General features: G+C 63.5%; 24 protein-coding genes, 1 tRNA gene and 1 pseudogene. 9 read left to right on the forward strand and 17 right to left on the reverse strand.

The window, feature by feature from the left end; all coding sequences use genetic code 11:
- From D0D28_RS24825 to D0D28_RS36995, 4 genes are all read left to right on the forward strand, one after another.
- Window positions 1-372 (forward strand): integrase core domain-containing protein (locus D0D28_RS24825; protein WP_205413348.1); only part of this gene is annotated, 372 nt, incomplete at its 5' end.
- A 610-nt stretch (window positions 373-982) separates the two neighbouring features.
- Window positions 983-1068, forward strand: a tRNA-Ala gene (locus tag D0D28_RS35800).
- 157 nt (window positions 1069-1225) lie between these two features.
- Window positions 1226-1492, forward strand: coding sequence for a hypothetical protein (locus tag D0D28_RS36990; protein ID WP_240323334.1), 267 nt, complete (start codon window positions 1226-1228; stop codon window positions 1490-1492).
- A 102-nt stretch (window positions 1493-1594) separates the two neighbouring features.
- Window positions 1595-1870, forward strand: a complete 276-nt coding sequence (locus D0D28_RS36995; RefSeq protein WP_240323335.1) for a hypothetical protein — start codon at window positions 1595-1597, stop codon at window positions 1868-1870.
- On the opposite strand, the pseudogene D0D28_RS37000 reads toward D0D28_RS36995, so the two are convergent.
- The 15 genes and pseudogenes from D0D28_RS37000 to D0D28_RS24890 all read right to left on the reverse strand — a co-directional run.
- Window positions 1751-2854, reverse strand: a pseudogene (locus D0D28_RS37000) (recombinase family protein); the annotation flags it as partial. The gene D0D28_RS36995 and the pseudogene D0D28_RS37000 sit on opposite strands and share 120 nt — an antisense overlap.
- Window positions 2851-4410, reverse strand: a complete 1560-nt coding sequence (locus D0D28_RS24835; protein WP_116112825.1) for a tyrosine-type recombinase/integrase — start codon at window positions 4408-4410, stop codon at window positions 2851-2853. The gene D0D28_RS24835 and the pseudogene D0D28_RS37000, both read right to left, overlap by 4 nt.
- Window positions 4391-4630 carry a helix-turn-helix domain-containing protein gene (locus D0D28_RS24840; protein WP_116112828.1) on the reverse strand — a complete coding sequence of 80 codons (240 nt, stop codon included), beginning with the start codon at window positions 4628-4630 and terminating at the stop codon, window positions 4391-4393. The genes D0D28_RS24835 and D0D28_RS24840 overlap by 20 nt, the downstream gene beginning before the upstream one ends.
- Window positions 4627-5100, reverse strand: coding sequence for a hypothetical protein (locus tag D0D28_RS35805; RefSeq protein WP_162831175.1), 474 nt, complete (start codon window positions 5098-5100; stop codon window positions 4627-4629). The genes D0D28_RS24840 and D0D28_RS35805 overlap by 4 nt, the downstream gene beginning before the upstream one ends.
- A gap of 26 nt (window positions 5101-5126) precedes the next feature.
- Window positions 5127-5528: a helix-turn-helix domain-containing protein gene (locus D0D28_RS24845; RefSeq protein WP_116112830.1), complete on the reverse strand. Its 402-nt coding sequence runs from the start codon at window positions 5526-5528 to the stop codon at window positions 5127-5129.
- 134 nt (window positions 5529-5662) lie between these two features.
- Window positions 5663-6715: a hypothetical protein gene (locus D0D28_RS24850; protein WP_162831176.1), complete on the reverse strand. Its 1053-nt coding sequence runs from the start codon at window positions 6713-6715 to the stop codon at window positions 5663-5665.
- 23 nt (window positions 6716-6738) lie between these two features.
- A complete protein-coding gene (locus D0D28_RS24855; protein ID WP_116112836.1) occupies window positions 6739-7572 on the reverse strand; it encodes a replication-relaxation family protein in 834 nt (277 codons plus the stop codon).
- Between the two features lie 199 nt (window positions 7573-7771).
- On the reverse strand, window positions 7772-9967 hold the full coding sequence (locus tag D0D28_RS24860; RefSeq protein WP_205413349.1) for a type IV secretory system conjugative DNA transfer family protein: 2196 nt from the start codon (window positions 9965-9967) through the stop codon (window positions 7772-7774).
- Window positions 9960-10193, reverse strand: a complete 234-nt coding sequence (locus D0D28_RS35810) for a hypothetical protein (protein WP_162831173.1) — start codon at window positions 10191-10193, stop codon at window positions 9960-9962. Before D0D28_RS35810 ends, D0D28_RS24860 begins: the two co-directional genes overlap by 8 nt.
- A 158-nt stretch (window positions 10194-10351) precedes the next feature.
- A complete protein-coding gene (locus tag D0D28_RS24865) occupies window positions 10352-10564 on the reverse strand; it encodes a hypothetical protein (protein WP_162831177.1) in 213 nt (70 codons plus the stop codon).
- A 7-nt stretch (window positions 10565-10571) separates the two neighbouring features.
- Window positions 10572-11171 carry an MT-A70 family methyltransferase gene (locus D0D28_RS24870; protein ID WP_116112843.1) on the reverse strand — a complete coding sequence of 200 codons (600 nt, stop codon included), beginning with the start codon at window positions 11169-11171 and terminating at the stop codon, window positions 10572-10574.
- 192 nt (window positions 11172-11363) lie between these two features.
- A complete protein-coding gene (locus tag D0D28_RS24875) occupies window positions 11364-12071 on the reverse strand; it encodes a hypothetical protein (RefSeq protein ID WP_162831178.1) in 708 nt (235 codons plus the stop codon).
- Complete coding sequence (locus D0D28_RS24880; RefSeq protein WP_162831179.1) at window positions 12068-13168, reverse strand: hypothetical protein; 1101 nt, start codon at window positions 13166-13168, stop codon at window positions 12068-12070. The genes D0D28_RS24875 and D0D28_RS24880 overlap by 4 nt, the downstream gene beginning before the upstream one ends.
- On the reverse strand, window positions 13165-13965 hold the full coding sequence (locus D0D28_RS24885; protein WP_116112852.1) for a hypothetical protein: 801 nt from the start codon (window positions 13963-13965) through the stop codon (window positions 13165-13167). The genes D0D28_RS24880 and D0D28_RS24885 overlap by 4 nt, the downstream gene beginning before the upstream one ends.
- Before the next feature lie 67 nt (window positions 13966-14032).
- Window positions 14033-14341, reverse strand: coding sequence for a hypothetical protein (locus tag D0D28_RS24890; protein WP_116112855.1), 309 nt, complete (start codon window positions 14339-14341; stop codon window positions 14033-14035).
- Between the two features lie 65 nt (window positions 14342-14406).
- Between D0D28_RS24890 and D0D28_RS35815 the strand changes: the two genes are divergently transcribed.
- The 3 genes from D0D28_RS35815 (at window position 14407) to D0D28_RS24905 (ending at window position 16215) form a co-directional block, all read left to right on the forward strand.
- Window positions 14407-14700 (forward strand): hypothetical protein, encoded by a 294-nt coding sequence (locus D0D28_RS35815; RefSeq protein ID WP_162831180.1) that lies wholly within the window; start codon window positions 14407-14409, stop codon window positions 14698-14700.
- A gap of 94 nt (window positions 14701-14794) precedes the next feature.
- A complete protein-coding gene (locus D0D28_RS24900) occupies window positions 14795-15577 on the forward strand; it encodes a hypothetical protein (protein WP_116112860.1) in 783 nt (260 codons plus the stop codon).
- 155 nt (window positions 15578-15732) lie between these two features.
- Window positions 15733-16215 (forward strand): hypothetical protein, encoded by a 483-nt coding sequence (locus D0D28_RS24905; protein WP_116112863.1) that lies wholly within the window; start codon window positions 15733-15735, stop codon window positions 16213-16215.
- 85 nt (window positions 16216-16300) lie between these two features.
- On the opposite strand, the gene D0D28_RS35820 is transcribed toward D0D28_RS24905, so the two are convergent.
- Together D0D28_RS35820 and D0D28_RS24910 are read right to left on the reverse strand one after the other, a co-directional pair.
- Window positions 16301-16480, reverse strand: a complete 180-nt coding sequence (locus D0D28_RS35820) for a hypothetical protein (RefSeq protein ID WP_162831181.1) — start codon at window positions 16478-16480, stop codon at window positions 16301-16303.
- Between the two features lie 163 nt (window positions 16481-16643).
- A complete protein-coding gene (locus tag D0D28_RS24910) occupies window positions 16644-16973 on the reverse strand; it encodes a hypothetical protein (protein WP_116112865.1) in 330 nt (109 codons plus the stop codon).
- A 63-nt stretch (window positions 16974-17036) separates the two neighbouring features.
- On the opposite strand from D0D28_RS24910, the gene D0D28_RS37005 reads away from it, so the two are divergent.
- Both D0D28_RS37005 and D0D28_RS24920 read left to right on the forward strand, forming a co-directional pair.
- On the forward strand, window positions 17037-17186 hold the full coding sequence (locus tag D0D28_RS37005) for a helix-turn-helix domain-containing protein (RefSeq protein ID WP_275895915.1): 150 nt from the start codon (window positions 17037-17039) through the stop codon (window positions 17184-17186).
- Window positions 17187-17419: 233 nt separating this feature from the next.
- Complete coding sequence (locus D0D28_RS24920) at window positions 17420-18091, forward strand: dTMP kinase (protein ID WP_162831182.1); 672 nt, start codon at window positions 17420-17422, stop codon at window positions 18089-18091.
- Window positions 18092-18139: the final 48 nt, after the last annotated feature.

Here is an 18139-nt window from a genome sequence, read left to right on the forward strand (position 1 = left end):
GAACTGGTGTGCACGGCGATGACGATGGCAGCGCACCGTATCCGACTGCCCGCTGGATCGATCTTCCACTCCGACCGCGGTAGCCAATATACCTCCTACAGTTTTGGGCGACTACTACGAGAAGAGAATGTTCGGCAATCAATGGGCCGCACCGGGATCTGTTTTGATAACGCTATGGCCGAGTCGTTCTTCGGGAAGTTGAAGACGGAGTGGATGCACCACCGGCATTTCGCGACCAAGAAGGAGGCTCGCCGCGAGATCATCCGCTTCATCGAAGGCTTCTACAACACACGCCGACTACATTCAGCGCTGGGATATCGACCACCGATCGAAGTGCTCGACGAATGGTTCACCAATCAGCAGGTTGCGTGATACGCTCCGCTTGAGCCGCGTCCGAGATTCTCGGAGCACATCAGCGGAGAGGTGTGACGAGGGAGGTTCCTGGTCGAGACAAACCCGAGATGCGTTCCCCAAGCGTGGTTGCTCCGCAGCTGGGCACCGACGGTTCGCCAACCGAACGAGGGGGATGGCCGTGCCCGGTCGGTTCGTATCGAGCAACTGGTCGCTGCGTGCCAGGCGCGCGGCGGACGGCGGCAGCGGAAGACGACCCCTTGCTCGCCCACCTCGTCGTGCCCTCCGACCTCGTCCTCCAGCGTTGTGAGCTGGGCGGGTGGGAGCGCGCTCATGATGCTGCAGTCCTCCGGCTCACCCAGGGCCAGGTGCAGAACGCCCGGATCTCATCCGTAGTCAGGCCCACTTCCTCAGCACGTTTTACAACCGCACCGTCTTCACCGTCGCCGCCAGGTAGATCCCGGTAGCCCGAGGCAGCCCGTGGCGGCTCGGCATCCCCATGGCAACCGGGTGGCCGCCCCGTTTTCACGCGGCTTGCGCCTGGGGCAAAACTGGGGCACGGACACGCCCAGAGCGGCATTCAACGGAGTTGAACGGAACCGAACTGCCCCAAAGTGCCCCAGCCGACCAGGGAATTCTCCAAAAGTCGCAGGTCAAAGCTAGAAGAGCACCACACTGGCAGTGTGGGGGTCAGGGGTTCGAGTCCCCTTAGCTCCACCCTAGGGGTCTTACTAGAACACGGGGCCAAGTCAATGCCCGCTAGTAGGACCTCGACACCGTCCAACGAAACAGGGCCGTCTCCCTTAGTGGAGACGGCCCTGTTGGCGTCCTTGGGCGGCGTGGTGCCGGGGTCGGGCTTGTCAGCCTGGGCGAGTTGTCGGGCGCGCTGAAGGGCGTGGAGGCGAGCGAAGGGCTCGCTGAGTTCGTGGTCGGTGATCCGCTCATCGTCGATGTAGATGCCGTGGAAGATTGCCTGGTTGAGCAGGCGACGCTGCTCCTCGTCGCAGCGTCGGTACAGCTCACGGGGGTTCTCCAGGAGCTTCAGGCACGCTTCGATCAGGCGGGCACTGTCGGAGAGGTCGTCATTCGAGGCGTTGAGGCGCTCGGTGAGCCGGTGCCGCTGGCGTTCGATCTCACGTAGCTTCGCCTTGATCTTGGCCTGTGGGATGGTGCCGTCTGCTGCGAGGTCGATCAGGTTGTCCTCGCGAGCGTCGAGCGCGCGGAGCTCGTTCGTGAGCTGTTGATGCAGGAGCCGGGCGGCGGCCTCCTCCTCGCCAATCACCTCGCCGATGTGAGCACGGACGTCCGCGACGAAGGTCCGGCTGAAGCGGATGGTGGCGTAGTGCGCTTCGACGGCATCCTCGACCAGGAGGACGTTGATGTGCGGTGCGTCGCAGGCACCGCTCTGCTTGTTGCGGCAGAAGAAGTAGGTGTAGGTGGTGCCCTTGGAGTTCACGACGTTCTGGAGGATCATGCGTCCGGTTCGGCCGGCGCGCTTGCAGCGTCCGCAGAACAGTGAGCCTTTGAGGTAGTGGTGATGCACGCGGCGGCGCTCCTTCGCGATGGATCGAGATTCGATGATGTCCTGGACGCGCTCAAAGAGGTCTTCGTCGATCAAGGGCTCGTGGCGGCCTTTGATCTCTTCGTCCTGGTACGTCACGTAGCCGAGGTAGTAGCGATCCCGCAGCATCTGCGAGAGCTTGTTGATCGACACCTGCTTGGCAGGGTGCAGCCTGGTGGGGCGCGTGCGCAGTCCGCGGTCGTACAGCTCGTCTGAGAGGTCAGCCAACGTGTACTCGCCCGTGGCATACAGCTCGAAGGCGAGGCGCACGAGTGGCGCACGCTCGGGGTCAAGGTCGATCGTGCGGATCTCCTTGCCGTCGATCTCACGCCGGACATTGAGGTAGCCCAGCGGTGCCCGGCCGAGCGTGCCGCCGTTCCGGGCTTTGTTGCCCATCTTGTTCTTGATGTCGAGCCCGTTGAGCCTGACCTGGACTTCGTTGAAGATGTCGGTGATGGCCTCCATCGCGTCGGCCATGATGCCTTCGCCGAAGTCCTCTTGGGCGGAGACGAGCCTGACCCCGAGCTTGAGGAGCTGCTGCTTGGTGACGGCTGCGTCTATGTGGTTTCGGAAGGCGCGAGAACGCATGTCGACCACGACGTAGTCGACGTCGCGCTGTTTAATGATTCGGCTGAGTAGCTGTTGGAAGAACGGCCGCTCGGCGATGGTTTGCCCCGAGTTTCCTGGCTCGATGTACTCGCCCACGTTCGTTAGTCCGAGCGCCCGCTCTTTGGCTGTGGTGGCCTTGCGTTGCGAGTCGATGGAGTTGCCGTCAGCGACGAAATGGGAGTCTGTGTCCATCTGACCTCGCGATGAGACCCGCAGGTAACGGACGGAGCGCATACCCGGCTCCGCTGATGATGAGCTGGCCAGCGTGGAGTAGGACGTGGACTCCTCTTCGTAGGATTCGAAATCATCTAGATCGAGGTAGGCGCTGGTCATGTCATCGCCTCCTTCCTTGTCTCGCTTTCCTTCATTTCGTTATGGGTGTGGACAGAGCTGGGCGGCAGCAGATTAAAGGGGAAGCTCTTCATTGTCATCAGCCGCACTTCAACCGTTCTTAGAAGGCGCAGAAGATATATCCACTCGGCAACGAGTGAAGTGCCCAGGCGAGGGCCTGCGGGGACGGTTTTGCAGCAGTTTTTGACTGCAACCGACGCTAAAATGTGCGCGTACGCCAGCGTCCGTACGTGGCCAAGATTAGGGGTAGAAGTCAGGACCACCTCTGTAAAGACGTGGCTCTTAAGCAGGGTGTCGAGGGTTCGAGCCCCTCCTGGCCCTCCAGGGGTGAGCGCACGAAGAATCGTGCTTTCACCTGTGGAAAACTCGGGATTTGCAGCACTTTTTGCAGCAACGCCCTCTGTTATTATCTGGCCCACACGTTCAAGCGCCTTGGCCTGCCCTTCGATATCGCCATGCTGGTAAATCTGCTGGGTGGTGGTGATGTGTGAGTGGCCGAGAATCAGCTGCGCGTCTCGTGCTGGTACGCCGAGCTTCTTAAGGAGCGTGGCTGCGGTATGACGAGTGTGGTGAACGGTAATACGTGGCAGCCCGGCCTGCTCGCGGATCTCGTGGAAGGTTCGAACAAAATTCTTTGGATCGATCGGCGTGCCCATACTCGACAGGAAGATGAGGTCATTAGTGCCGTCGTCATTCGGGTCGTAGGGACGGCTCAGTTCGCTGGCGTACCGTTGAACGGCAAGATCTAGCAGAATGTCGCGAACCGGCGCGATTATGGGGAGGATCCGGCGTCCGGCCTCAGTCTTGACGTCGCCGACCATGAGCTTGGAACCAATACGCTGGAGCTGTTGCTGCACATGGATGATGCCCTGATCCAGGTCTACATCGCGCCAGCGCAACCCGAGAACCTCGCCTCGGCGCATCCCATAGGCGAGCAGCATGAGGTAGGCGCCGTACCACCGGTGGTCGCGTGCAGCGTCCAGGAAGGCGAGGGTCTGCTCGGCCGTCCACGGTGTGATTGGCTTGCGCCGGTAGGCCGGTATGTCGACCAGCTTGGCGACGTTGCGGACGACCAGCTCTTCTCGTTCGGCCCGTGAAAGTGCGGCGCGTAGCGTGCTCCGCATCTGGTGAATGGACCGCGTTGAGCTGCCAGCAGCCAGCTGTTCGTTGAGAAAGGTCTGGACGTATTGAACGGTGAGCTTGGTTAGTCGGATCGATCCCAGCGCCGGCTTGAGGTGACGGCGGATGCACGCCTCGTAGAGCTCGACGGTTCGAGGGCGGTTCTTCGAAGTGACGACGTTGGTCAGCCAGTAATCCAGGTACGCCCCGACGGTCCACTCCTTGTCGGGCGTCCGAATTCCCTTGCGGGCTTGGGCAAGCTTCTCGGTAAGGCGGTCGTGGACTTCCTGTCTCGTCTTGCCGTAGACGTGGATACGCTTACGTTTGCCGCTTGTCGTTTCGACGAACGCCGAAGCTCCCCATCTACCGTCTGCGCGACGGTAGATGGAGCCTTCACCATTAGCTCGCTTGCCGGACATTACCACCCCCTTCCCGCAACTCGTCGATCAATCCGGTGAGGTCGGCCGGGACGATGAAACGTCTGCGGCCAATGCGAACGGTCTTTAAGCGCCCAGCATTGATGAACTCGTAGATTTGCCAGCGGCTGACGCGCAGCGCTTCACACGCCTCCTGAATGGTGAGAAGAAGCTTGTTGTTGCCTTCCCGTGAAGATGGGTTTGCTATAAGTGGTTCGGTCATAGGCATACCTCCTTTCTTTGTTGACTCGTCATGGACAACGCCTCTCCCGCTAGTGCTTGCTCGGCGAAATGATGCGCGAGTCTCTCCCAACCGGCCTTACTTAGACCATTGATCCTCCGGCGAAGCGGGTGATCAATGATGTGTTTAAGCTGATGAAGTAGCGCGTACACCCGCACTGCGACTGGATCGGACTCACGAATATGAACGTGCCAGCGCTTGTCTTTCCCCCAGAAGGAGACGGCTGGTATAGGGAGATCAGCCGCGTAGTGGATAACAAGGCTGGGAAATAGCTGCGCGAGCCGAATAGGGATCTGCGCGGTCGGTACGTCGAGGCAGGAGAGCAAGAGCTGTGCCTGCTCCCCTGCGACTTGAAGCATTTGAGTCATGGACACTTGTTCCTTCGTCGCGAACGACCGAAGGATCGTGAGAAGTTCAGACGGGCGGGCGGAGATATTTTTGTGAATGGTCATGTGTTCCTCCTTTCCCCACCCAATTGTCAAGTTAGTTGTGCTTTGGTGGTCTCATCTTCAGCATCCCGTGGGCCATTGAGGTCAGCCCCGTACTCGTCGAGAATTCGGCCAAGATATTCGCCGATCTCGTCGATCTTGTTTTCCGGGAGACATGACCCGTACATGGTGCGAAGATATGTCGGCAGGTCTGGTAGGTCGTACGGGACCGTGTAGCCTGCCATCGCGAAAAGATCCATAGGGGATACTTTGAGAACAGGAGCGAGCGCTACGAGCGTCTTTGGCGTCGGCCGATTTTCGCCCTTTTCAAGTCTGGTAATACCACCAGAGTCGATGCCGCTTAGGCGGGCGAGTTCCCGATTGCTGAGTCCTTGCTTCAGGCGCAAGTGTCGGAGGTAGTTGCCGAATTGTTGTGCTGTCTGATCGCTCATTGCGCTTTTTCTCCCTTTGTGTGTCCATTTTACCTCGGCTGCTGTTAATTTTCAGCGCTTTGTGGACAATTCCACAACGTTATACCCGATTACCCTCAGCGATTTCTTGGGATTCTCGCTAAAGCGCCGATGTTCTATTTCGAGAAGACGTATAGCTTTCCGTGGTGTTCGACGATGTCGAAGACTTCACGAACCACGGCCTCTGCGGATACACCGTCGCGCGCCCACCGGTCGCGTTCTTCCTGGCTGATTACACCCTCGGTGAGGTCGCGGACAAGCGCTGCCCAGGTGTCAAACGTACCGACGTAGGTGTCGCGAAATGAGGAGGCGAGGTCTTCGCGGTTAGGGTCGACGTCCGGCAAGCTCAGGTAGGCGCGGAACGCGTCGCCGTGCACGCGGGTTCCTTCTGCGACCTGCGCGTTGTCCTCACGTTCGGTTGCGCTGGCTCGTCTGCCCAAGTCGGTTTGCGCGGCCAGGTATTGCTCGAAGCGGGTCAGCCACGTCCCGATATCCGGTGTCTGCCATCTGTGCGCCTTGAGGCGGTGGCATTCCTCATGGAGCAGCGCTGGGTGAGCGTCGCCGATATCCGCGAAGCGATGCATCTCGGAGTCTTGCGGGAGCAGCGATGCGAGCAAGGTGGCGATGGCTTGGGCAGCATCGCGGGAGATCACTTCGCCGCGGGCGTCGGCTTCAGCGAAGGCGATGCGAAGATACGCGCTGACTTTCTCAAGCGGTGTGCCGTTGATGGGTACTTCGAGGGTGGAGGGCTGTTGCTCCTGGTTCCCGGCAGCCGATGAAGTGGTGTCTTCGTCCGGCAGGTTGACGACGTACGTGCCGAGCCAGTTCACCCAGTCCTTGATCTCATCGTCCGCGCTTCCCTCATAGATCGCGGCGAGCTCCACGCCGATCGATTCCTTGTCGGCGCGGCCTGTGACAGCGAAGTGGTGCAGCGCGCCGCTCTGCGGATCGTCGAGTTGGTTGGCGAGCGCGCGAGCAAGCGTCCGTGCACCCCAGTCTGGGACTTCGCTGCCTGACTCCTCGGCCTCGCCGATAGCATCCCCGATGACGTCGCGGAGCGACTCCTCCTGCTCAACAACGCCAGTCAGGTCGATCTCGCCAGGCCAGAGGCGCTCGTCTTCGGGGATGCTGCGGTCGCGGTCCTCGGGGTGATGTGGTTGATGTTCCATAGGCATTCCTCCTTCCGTGATCATTAGTTGGTTTCCTGTGTCGGTCCGCCCGCCGGCGGGTCCGGCTGGTCACCCGAGATGAGCTGGCGGAAGGCGTCGACTGTGACTACCCGGAACAACTCCGGCTGGATCGCTGTGTCGCCAGCCAGGGCAGCCTCAAGCGCCTTCTGGCGGCCGATGTCCGGCACAACCCAGGGAACAGCCGGGAACAGGCCGTGGCGGGCCTGATGGGCACCTGTGGCCGCGTACCGCTGGTAGACCTTCGCTTTGCTGACAACGTCGGGTGGATGCTCGGTGGCGCGGTCGGCTTCGAAGAACCAGTGGTCCTCGTAATCGCCGCTGGCCGTGACCGCGTAGAGGTCCGGTTTGAGCCACTCGATGGTGCCCTGTGGGCTAACGAACGATCGCCAGCACGTCGGCTCGGTTTCCAAGCTGACCAGCTCGATAACCCCGGTGCCCGCCAGCTCGTGGAGCTGGATGGCGAGTTCCGCCTTGAGCAGGGTGTGCTGGACGAACGCCCCGGACGGCTCGACGTAACGGCGGCGCTTGGATTCGCCGTGCAAGCGGCGCAGCAGCCGCTCGCCGGTTGACGCGAGCTGCCAGGTGATTCCGGACGAGCCCGCCCTGACGCCACCGATCCGCCGACCGAGACGAGCGATCAGGCCGTGGCCTTCGAGGCGAGTGAGCACACGCATGGTGGCCCCGGACGCCGCGCCGAGCGTGGCGTGACCGTGAGTGAAGTGCAGCCGCCGGATGTGCGCGGTCGTGAGCAGCCGATGTGTCCGCAGCGACTCCAGCACCGACAGGTCGCGTTCCGACAGCCGTTCCAGCAAGGCCGCGAGGTTCTTCGGGCTCATCGGCCGCCTCCTGCCCGGAGCCGCTGCACGACCTGGCGGACGCCGTGACGGCCCCTGAGACCCCCGGAACGGGGGTCAGTCCCATCCCAGACGGACCGGGGCAGCGCCGGTGAGCTGGGGAAATGAGGAGAAGCGAAGGTCGCGAAGAGGTGGGCGAAGCGACGGGCGAACTGATGGGTTCGCTGCATTCTCAACATCGTCATCGCTGCCTCCGTTTCCGGCCGATCTGCGCCGGATCGATGAGCCCCGCCGGGGCGGTGGAGGCCGCAGGCGGTGGTGGAGTGGCCGCCTCGCCTGAGTCGTCCGCCGCGTCGATGAGCTCAGCGGCGTAGGTCTCGCGGCTGGCAGCGCGGACGCGTTCGGGATCGGTGGTGGCGGGCCTCGGCGGCAGGGTCTTCACCAGCGCCCAGGCGGAGGGGATGCCGTCGGCCACGAGGTTGGCGTAGGCGTGGAAGCGCGGCAAGGCCATGAAGTCCTCGGGCGTGAGGTCGCGCGAGAGCTTCGCGATGTCGCGGGCGTCCTCATACTCGGTGGCGAACACGATTTTGCTTCGGGCGTTCATGTCCACCGCGGAGCGCAGGTCCTTCGGGAACTGGCCACGAAACTGCGCGGCGAGGAACCAGCCCACCGACAGCGAGCGGGACACGGCGAGCGCGTCGGCCAAGGAGACCGGCAGGTTCAGGAAGCGTGGTGCCTCGTCGACATAGACCACGCCCTGCCGCTTGTCGGCGTCGGGTTCGTCGGCGCGTTCCTGGGCGGCCTGCCAGAGATCCGCGATGATCAGGCTGCCAAGCAGGCTCGCGGTACCTGGGCCGATCAGCCCCTCATTCAGCGGCACCAGCACGATCTTGTTCTCGCGGAAGATGTCGCGGAGCCGGAACCGCCCAGAACGTTGGTCGAGCAGGCGGATCAGGGCGGGGCGGAGCAGGAACTGGCGCAGCTTGTTCAGCGGCGGCGCGATGGCAGCGGCTTGTGCCTGTGGCGACTGTGCCTCGTACCACGACCAGAATCCAGCGAGCGCCATGTCGCTCTGGACTCGGCCGACCTGCTGGCGGCGGAAGCGGGGGTCGGTGAGCAGGCGCGGCAGATCAACGAGGGTGGCGGGACGCTTCGGTGTACTGGCCCGAGCTAGCGTGCGCAGTGCGGCCGAGAAGATGTCCGCCGAGCGCGGTCCCCAGCCGTCCGCGAAGACCGCTTCGAAGACCGCCAGGATGCCATCGACCACCACGTCCGGGTCGCGGCCGGCCACGTCGAGCGGGTTGAAGCCTACGGGACGGGTGTCGCTGGCATTGAGTTCGACGACGTCGGGAATGCGTTCCTCCGGGATGCGCGCCAAGATGTCGTCGATGAGCTGGCGCTTGGGATCGAGCACCGCGACCGGACGCCCCTCCTCGATGTCGGCAAGGATCAGGTGGAGCAGCGCGTTGGTCTTGCCCGAGCCGCTCGGCCCGTAGGCCACGGCGTGGAAGGTCTGGTCTTTCGGGGAAATACCGACCAGGCGCTCGTCGCCAGGGACGGCGCTCTGGGCAAACACGCGAGGGCCGGTGTGGACGTTCGTGGCCGGACGAAGCGGCTTGGGGTGTGCTGGTGGCAGTCCGGGCAGGTCGTCCTCGCCGATCGGCCAGCCGAGCAGGCCCACCAGCTCCGCGACACTGAGGTGTAGCGGCCAGCGCCACGGCATCCGTACGTCGTTGAGGTGCTTCGCTGGTTGGCGTGCGAGGTCGAGCTGCACCCCTGGGCTTTGGGCTGTGGAGAGCGCGCCGAGCAGGTTCATGACGAACCGACGACGCCGGCCGCGGTCGGGGCTGGCCGCACCGATGCGGATGGTCGCGGCGAACCCTGCCTGCGAGAAGCGTTCGCGTAGCCGTGCCCGCGTTTCGCTGCCCGCTGGACGGTCGCCTCGGGTGAGAGCGTCGACCAGGGTGGTGCCGGGGTCCGGCGTGTTCGCCGGGACGACGCGAGGTGACCTGCGCGGGCCAAGCACCACTTGGAGCACGGCCACTTCACCCACCTTGAGGGGGACGGCCATTGCCGAGAGCAGCGCTCTGGTCGTGGCCTCCGGTGCGTCGCTGCGAAGCGGCAGGCTCCTCGGTTGCATGCGCAGGCGTCCCGTAACGTCAACGTCGGGCCGAGCAGGAGCTTCGCCGTGTGCGGATTTGGTGAGCAGGCTGCCGGGAATCAGGTCACGCAGCAGGCGACGGAGCGCCTGGACGTCGGTGGCCGGACACCCGAGGAGGTGCCGTACGCCTCCGTCCTGGTCCGCGCGCAGTTCCAGCGCTACGCGCGGCGCGTCCTTGTCAGATGCGAGGCGAGTGAGGAATGCGGCGACCGCTGATGTATCGAGCGGACGCGGCAAGTAGAGCCGGGAAAACACCAGGGAACTGGTGCTAGGCATTCGGTGCACCTCCTTTCGCTGGTTTGTTAGATGGGTTGTTTGCCGATCCTGCCTCGCGACTTTCCTGGTCGGCCTGTGCTTCGCGTTCGGCTTCGGCCTGCGCAAGGGCAATCAGCGCTTTGGAGAGCTTGCGAATATCTGGTGGATCACGACGGACACCACGCACCGTGATCCGGCGTTCCTCGCGTCCTGCGCGCCTGTATTTCTTTGATCGCTTTGATGTCATGAATCACCTCCTTCCTTTTTCGTGTGCGGGGAGTGCTGAATGAAATCAGCAAAATCAGCACTTCGGAAACCACTTATTGCTGATTTCAAGCAGCACGTCAACCCCCGTTGTGAATTCCACTACGCCCTACCTCTAAATACGCATAACAGGGGTAGGCGCTAGAACTTCGACCGCCGCCACTTGATAATGGCGACCGCAATCCAGATCGTTGAGGCGATGGCGATGCCGCCCATGAGCCAGGGCAGGAGGGGACGTAGCCATGCGACGGCGAGGTTGAGTGCGACCACCGCGCCCAGCAGCAACACGCTGGCGCGGAAGACCCAAGCGATGGGGTTGCTCATAGGAGAGTCGGATTTCTTGTCGTCGCCCATGACCGCTTCACCCCACCTGCGGATCCCGTGCAACATCGCTTGGAACCGGATAGCCCGCCAGGCTGATGTCGGAGTCGATCTGGTTGCCCCCTACGAACCACGGTTTATTGCTCGGCGGTCGCCGCCGGGCGAACAGCTCCAGGTATGGACCGTCTGAGATCCGTTCGATGATGGCGAACTGCTCTTCGGGCTTGTGGCTGTGATCCTGGACTGGCGCGTTGATCCACGTAGGCTGGGAGCGAAAGTTCACCGGTGCCTTGCCGCGCGTGGCGAAGAGTAGATGCTCGGTGGCGTTACGCAGGTACGCGCCGAGGCCGAGCTTGAACATGATCCAGGTGAGCGGTGAGCGAACGGTGAAGCCCCAGGCTTCGGCGACGTCGTAGCCGTGGCGCAGCGTCGCATTGGTGACCCACAGCCAGAGGTGGGCGTTGTCCTCGGCCAAGTCTCGGACCGGCATGGCCTTGATGCGCTCCAGGCTCATGAGGGAATAGTGCCGCTGCGCGCCTCGGCCGCCTTTTTGCTGGATGTCCCAGGGCGGGTCGGCCAGGATGGTGCGGAACTTCGACGGCACGGTAGTCCGCGGGGATGTGTTGGTGTTGGTCTCCATGCAATAGTGCCTCCTTTCCGTCCCGGCGTTCCCGGGATCTGTGCCTAGTTATGAAGTGAAGGGTGTGGTTTGAAAATCGTCGGCTCGGTCGAACTGTCGGGCGATCATTTGACCGAGCCGACGATTTTCTTATCTGGATGCGGTATCGCTGCGCCATGAAAGCGGACAGCGGATTATCCGTTGTGGAATGCGCTACGGGTCGTCGGCCACCTGGCTGCCGGGTCGGTGCGCGACCAAGCTGGAGAACAGCGCCCGCGCCACCGAGCCGGGGTAGGCGTTCTGCTTGATCGTCGTGACGGTGATGCGCTCGTCTAGCACGCCTGCGGGAAGGTACGCGCCAAGGACCACGGCGTGGACCTGCCCAGGGAACGCCGCCAAGTCCGAGAGCACCTGCGCGGGATTGGCGTCGAGCAACTGGAAGTCGGAGAACACCACCAGCGTGACCTCGTGACCCGGATGCAACTCGGCCAGCTCGATCGCCCGGTTCAAACTTGGTCCGAGTTCGCTCGTTCCGGCCCCGTCCAGCGGTGGTCGCAGACCGCGACGCAGCCGAACGAGTCCGCTTCGGGTGATCGGTGTGGGTGGGATCTCGCCGCTCGACGGGGTGTCGAAGTGGATGACCGCGCCCAGCTCACGGGACGAACCCTTGCGAGCGACCACGGAGAACGCCCGTTCGACTTCGGCAAATCGGTTCGACAGCGGGTCGGTGCCGCCGGGGCTGGTGACCGAGCCGGAGTTGTCGAAGCTGGTAATGAGGAGCGTCGGCACCTCGGCCGGCCTTCCCGGTTTGCCGAGTGCGTACTCCACGTTCCCCGGTCGAGGTTGCTTACTCGGCGTCGGCGTGCCGAGTACACGGCTGGACAGGAGCGCGCTGGCATGCAGCGTCGTGTACCGGCTCATGCCGCACCGTTTCGACGCGAGCGTCGCCCGATCACCCCGCTCTGCTCACTGGCCGGGAAGCCGTGCCCGAATACTTGCGGGTTGCGCCGCTGCACCCGCCAGGCCAGCGACTCCATCACCTTGGCTGCCGCTTGGCCACGCAGCTTGTGTTCGGCCTGGATGGATCGTGCGGTTTCCTCGGCCTGGGCACGACGACGCGGCGGTGCGGAACCGGCCAGCTTGAGGTACTGCTTCTCTGCACGGGCGACCCGCGTCTTGAGCGTGCTGAGCAGGTCTGCCACCTCGTCAGCAGCTGCGTACCCCAGTAGTCCCGAGGCAATGGCAGTGGCGGCGGCCAGGAGCCCGAAGGTGAGGCCCGCGGCGCTGCCCTCGATGCTGCTCCGCAGGGCGAAGACGCCTACCGCGACCAGCGCCGTGACGACCAGCGACAGCAAGCCGATCAGCTTGGTGATGCCGAACCCGCCACCGCTCGGCACGAAGAACCGCCGGTAGCGCTGCTCCTCCTTGGTGAGGCTGTCCGGATCGCGCTGCCGGGCTTTCGCCATGCGCAAGTCCTTGAGCTCCGAGCCGACCAGGCCCGCGCAGGCTGCCGCCAGTCCAGCCGACAGGGCTTGCCCGAAGGCGACATACGGCACGTCGCCGTTGACGATGGCAGCCGACCAGACGCCGGCGGTGTCTCCGAACCAGAGCACTGGCCAGCAGATCCAGTACCGCAGCTTCCCGGCTGATTCACGCCGCATGTGCGGCCCAAGCACCTGGCTTGCGCGCTGATACTCGGCATGCGCTTCGCGGACCTCGGTCTCAGCTTGGGTCAGCAGAAACTCGGTCGCCGCGGCCGTCCGCTCAAGCCCTCGAGCCTCGACATGGAACGGCCGTGCGGCCACCTCGCCTTGGGCGGGCCAGCTCAGCTCCTGCTCGTCGGCGCGGGCGTGGAACTCCTGCTCGGCATAGCTGGTGCCGACGCTGGACGGACGAGCGTGCCCACCCACCTCGTCGAGCCTGGGCAGGGAGATCGCATCTGCCTCCCGCGTCCAAGCGTCAGTGGCGTTGCCTGCCGAGGTTGCACCGTGTCCTCGAAGGTGATTCACGATGCTCACTGGCCAGCCGCCGTGTAGTCGGTGACGGAGAGGCACTTGGCGGCACCGCTCTCACGACACAGAGCGTCGTAGTACGCGACCAGCCCTTCCACGACATCGGAGCGGGGTGCTACACCAGCCACTCGGCCCAGGCCGGCGATCACCACGGTGGCCCCGGTCAGCTTCGGCACGTTCACCTGGTTGGCGAGCGCCTCGGCTTCCTGCTTGCTCAGTGCCCGCGCACCGAGGTTTACCCCGACGTTCTGGAAGCCATCCGTGAACACGTACAGGTGGAGACGGAGCTTGCCGCCGAGCTGCGTGATCCACTCGTTCGCCAGCCGGTACTGCGCGGTGATGTCACTGCCGTTTTGGTCGAGGCGAGTCACCGCCGGGGTGTACGCCGCGCGGATCTTCGCCATGACGTCGCTGACCACCTCCGGCACCCGCTTGAGTCGGGCGTTGTCGGTGGCACCTTCCAGCTGCAGCGGTTCGTCAAACAGCATGGTCGTTGCCGCGCTGGAGCTGGAGAACACAAGGACGCCGAGCTGCCCCGAGCAGATCGCGGTCCGCCGCACGACCGACTCGATCGCCTCCATGCGCTCGGCGGTGATCTGGTCCGAAGCACTCGACCCGGTCCCGTCGATCTCCACCAGGGAAGCGGGCGGCGCGGACGGGTCGCACGAGGCGAGAATCCGCTGGTCGTCGGCCAGCTCGCCGTGTTGCGGAGCGGCCGAGCTGCAAGCCGTCACGATGACCAAGACGGCCAGCAAGACGACGGCACCGGCGAGGCGGTGACGGATGCGCGGGAACAGGGACATGAAGCACCTCCAATCTGTGGATGGGGACGAGGGTGAGGAGAGGTGGGGCGGCCACCCCTCCGTCCGATTACGAGGGGGCAACGTCGTCACCGGCTACAGCTCCAGGTCGGACGCCGCGCTCCTTGTGTGTGGCCTCCCAGGCGGCACGCGTGCACATCTGGTCGAGGTTGTTCGTCAGGGCGAAGTACCGCCTGGCCCCGACCAGCTCGCGCAGCATCGCGCGGTACTCATGCGGCGTGTTGGTCGAGTTCAGCAGCTCCGCGAGTGGCTCCACCTCGATGAGCAGGTCAGCGAGCTGGTCGACGGCACGGGCGAGCCGACGCTTCTTGCTGTCGCTGGCGGAGCGGGTACGTGCTCGGTGGCTAGTGGTGTCCATCTCGATCTCCCTTCGGTGTGGCGTGGTCAGGCGCTGGTAGCAACCACGACGGGGGCGGGCTTGTGGTGGCGCTTCTGTTCGAGGCGAGCGCGGCGGCGGCGCTTCAGGTCGATCAGGACCGGCAGCTCGATGACCTCCGTGGGCTGGTGCCGAAGCTCGTGAGCGAGCTGGCGGAGCGCGCGGATCTGCAAGGACAGGCGGGCCTCGTCGCGGTCGTGAACGAGGCGGGTGTAACGGGTGCGGGGCATGACGGCTCCTCCTTCTACTTCACGGGGGTGCGCGGACAACTGGCTGGTCGCGCACGCCAACCGTGCGGGGAGGGCATGGGGGCAGAACATGTCGCTGAGCTGCAACTTTGAACTTGCAGCCCGGTTGCAGGTCCTTACAGGCCCGTGGCACCAACAACCCGCCTGGAATACTGGCTGCTAAGTGGCCATTGGGCAGGGAGAACAAGTGGAGGATCCGCGCGTCGACTGGCTGGTCGAGGTCTTCAAAGGCATGCGAAGCGACGACGGGTTGACCACCGACAAGCTGCGCAAGCAGCTAGACTTGATCAAGCTGCTCGTGGACGATGGCACGGTTGAGGAGGCCAAGGCCGAGCTCGAACGGATCGTCCTAGCCATGGGCGACGGCAAGGTCGCCCGCGCCATACGCAACAGCTTGGCTATCAGCAACGGTTGCGACGGCATCGAAGCTCGGAGCCGCCCCGAGGAGCGGCGACGGTGGGCGACTGGAGCGGACGACCTCACGAGGCCACGCAACGAGCTGCTGATCCCTAAGTCAGTCAGTTCGCACGTCAACTACGAGAAGGACGGCTTCAAGGAGTTGGCACGGCTCATCCTCGACCGTGCGGCAGTACGGGCAGAGACGAAGGCGGATGGTGATGCCTTTCAGGAAGCGGTCAACCAGCCACTCGAAACTGGCAGCGACCGGTCAAAGCCAGCCTCCATCACCCTGACAGCCCGCGACGACCTTGAACTGCTTGACCATCTGAGTGCGCCGGCCGTCCGAGATACCCCGCCCAAGGAGCATGAGGGCACCGGGCCTGACGAGCAGGTCACCTTTCCGCAGGCGTTCAATGTCTTCCGTCGCGCGCTCAGCCGTAAGCCCCTCTTCCCACGGTTTGCGCACACCATCGACTCGCCGAAGGAAGAATGGTGGACCGGAATTGTCGTCGGCGTGCTAATTGCCTTCTTGATTGGCGCACTCATCTTGGGCCTGACCGGCGTACTCTGAGTCAAATATTGACGATTTAACTATTTCATGTTTAAATAGAGGCAATTACCCTTGCGGTAATGTACCTCTGTGCCCGTGGTCTTCGGGTACGGCACCCTGCCTACTCCTTGGAGCTGGCGGTGTGCCCTACCCGAATTGACCAAGGAGTACACCACATGTCGGAACTCAGCCCTGCTGACGCCGAGGAACTGCACCGGAACAACGATCTACGGAAACTGGGCTTTGAGCCCGAAACCCTCGTCGCGAATCAGACGCCTCACTTCACCATCGAGGACATCAAGGCCGCTCTGTTCAGCTCGACATTCAGCAACCCCAAGACGCTCACGGTCAAGCTGCACAAAGGCCGCACGGTGCAGGTCGCCATCACGAAGGTGGAGCCGCGTTACGCCGTCAACAGCCTCAAGCTGGAGGCTGACGAGAACAGCCCGGCCACGTGCTACGAGCACCCGGACTGGTACATGGAAGGCTGGGTCGTGGATGGCATCGCCACTGCCACCGCCCAGGGCCTGCGCGTCCGCATGTTCGTCTATGCCGGTGGCGATGACTCGCCGGAACCGGACGACATGTACGCGCAGGTCATTCCCACGTACTCGTACTCGGAAGGCGAGGTCTTCTACGTAAGCATCCCGGACGACTGAGCATCCCGATAATTCCACCCCGCACCACAGCGAAGAACACCCCCGTGTCCGCTGTCGGTCGCGGGGTGTTCTTCATTATGAGGACCTATCGACTTGCCTCGATTGCTTCCCCGGCTTCCTTTACGGTGTTGGCCGTCTGTTGATGCATGAACATGAACCATGCGCCAAACGCGACTCCGAGGATGATGAGTCCCGCAATCACCAAGGTGAGTTTGTCGCGCGGAATCTCCTTGTTCAATTTGTCCGTTACCTTGTTTGGCTTCATGAGTCTAACTTGCCTTTTAGTGTCTTGCTGGACATTATGAATTTTCAACACGGATATGTCAATTGAAATAGGCGGGAGCCGCGCCCGAACTGCAACGAGATGTCGCGTCCGGGCGTGCTCCCGCCTTTGCCGTACCCCGAGCTTGTGCTCGAAGACGCGGCGCTTACTCGCCAGCAGGCTTGCTGCGGCGAGTCGAGGATCGAGACGAGCTGGGCTCAGCTTCGTCCTTCGCCCCCTCGCCGCCGAAGATGGCAGCGATGGCGTTACGCCGGGTCTGAGCTTCACGCTCGATCTCGGCACGGATCTGCTCAGCCTTCTGGAGCGTCGTCGGGTCGGATTTGGTTTTCTCGATCCAGTGCTCCAGGGCCAGGCGGATCTCCTCGGTGGTGCTGCGGCCCGTGATCTGGGCGACGACGTCCAGTTGGGCTCGCAGATCCTCCGTGATTCGGACAGCCAGCGTGCGGAGCTGGCCGGCACCCGTAGGCTCGCTCATAGCGAGACACCTCCTCGATGAATTGCGGCCGACGAACTCTCGGTAAGTTCATCGCGGGTCCAGGTGGCGGAAAGACTTGGTGTGCCGCAGTCGTTCGTGAGCAAGTACGAGTCGGGCGAGCGTCGGCTCGACGTGGTCGAGCTCCGGCATGTGGGCGAAGCGATGGGTGTCACGCTGAGTGACATCCTGGCGCGGCTCGGGCCAGAGTGGTGAGTTCTGTGAGTTAGCGGCCGGGCCGCTTCGGGCCGGGACTGCGTCATCCTCTGCGTTTCGGAATTCGTGCCGGATCAGTGCTCGAAGTGCATCGGTGAGCAGAAGCACTGGTCAGCGGGCGCGATGCCTCAAGGATGCATCACTTACGCCCCGTCGCCGCTGTGGTTCTGATCAGTCACCCACGGTTCCCTGGAGAGGTCGATTCGACCAGCTGCGAGCCAGGGGGTGCCAAGGTGTTGATCACCTTCGAGGGTCAGGACGGCGCGGGGAAGAGCGCGCTGCTGGCTGCGGTCCATGAGGGTCTCCGTTGCATGGGCGTCGACGCGCTGGTCGTGAAGGAATTCTCGGAGAGTCCGTACGGGCAGCGCCTGGTCGAAGCGGTGGCACGGGACAAGTTCCTGCGGCCGGCGGAAGGCGAGCCAGCCACGCTGCTCACACGCGCTCTCGACGAAGTGGCGGACCTCTACTACCAGGACGAGCGTGTGATCGGTCCGGCCCTTGCCCGCGGCCAGGTGGTGCTGAAGGACCGGCACCAGGACACGATCTTCTACACCCTCGTTCCGACCCTGGTCGACGGCGGCGCAGTCCTGAGCGACGAGCATGCGATGACCTGGCTGCGCGGCCTGCTGAGTCAGCTCCGGTACCCGCCGGATCTGACCGTCTATGTCGAGGCACCGCTCCCGGTCCGGCTGGAGCGGATTGCGCGCCGGAACCGACATCTCCGCGAACACCGCGCCAACGAGGTGAGCGACGACGACCTGGCGATCTTTGCCGCGCGGGATCGAGTGATCCGGCAGCTCCTTACCAAGCCAGACGGTCAGCGTGTGGTGGTGGACAACGGCGATCGGGTGATTGAGGAAGGAGCGGAAGACGTCCTTGACCTGGTTCGGGAGCGGCTCACCTGATGCGGGGGCGAGTCACGAGATCAGACCGTTACGGCACAACGTCACTAC

The sequence above is a fragment of the Amycolatopsis ruanii genome (assembly GCF_003385175.1).
Taxonomy (GTDB): Bacteria; Actinomycetota; Actinomycetes; order Mycobacteriales; family Pseudonocardiaceae; genus Amycolatopsis_E; species Amycolatopsis_E thermalba.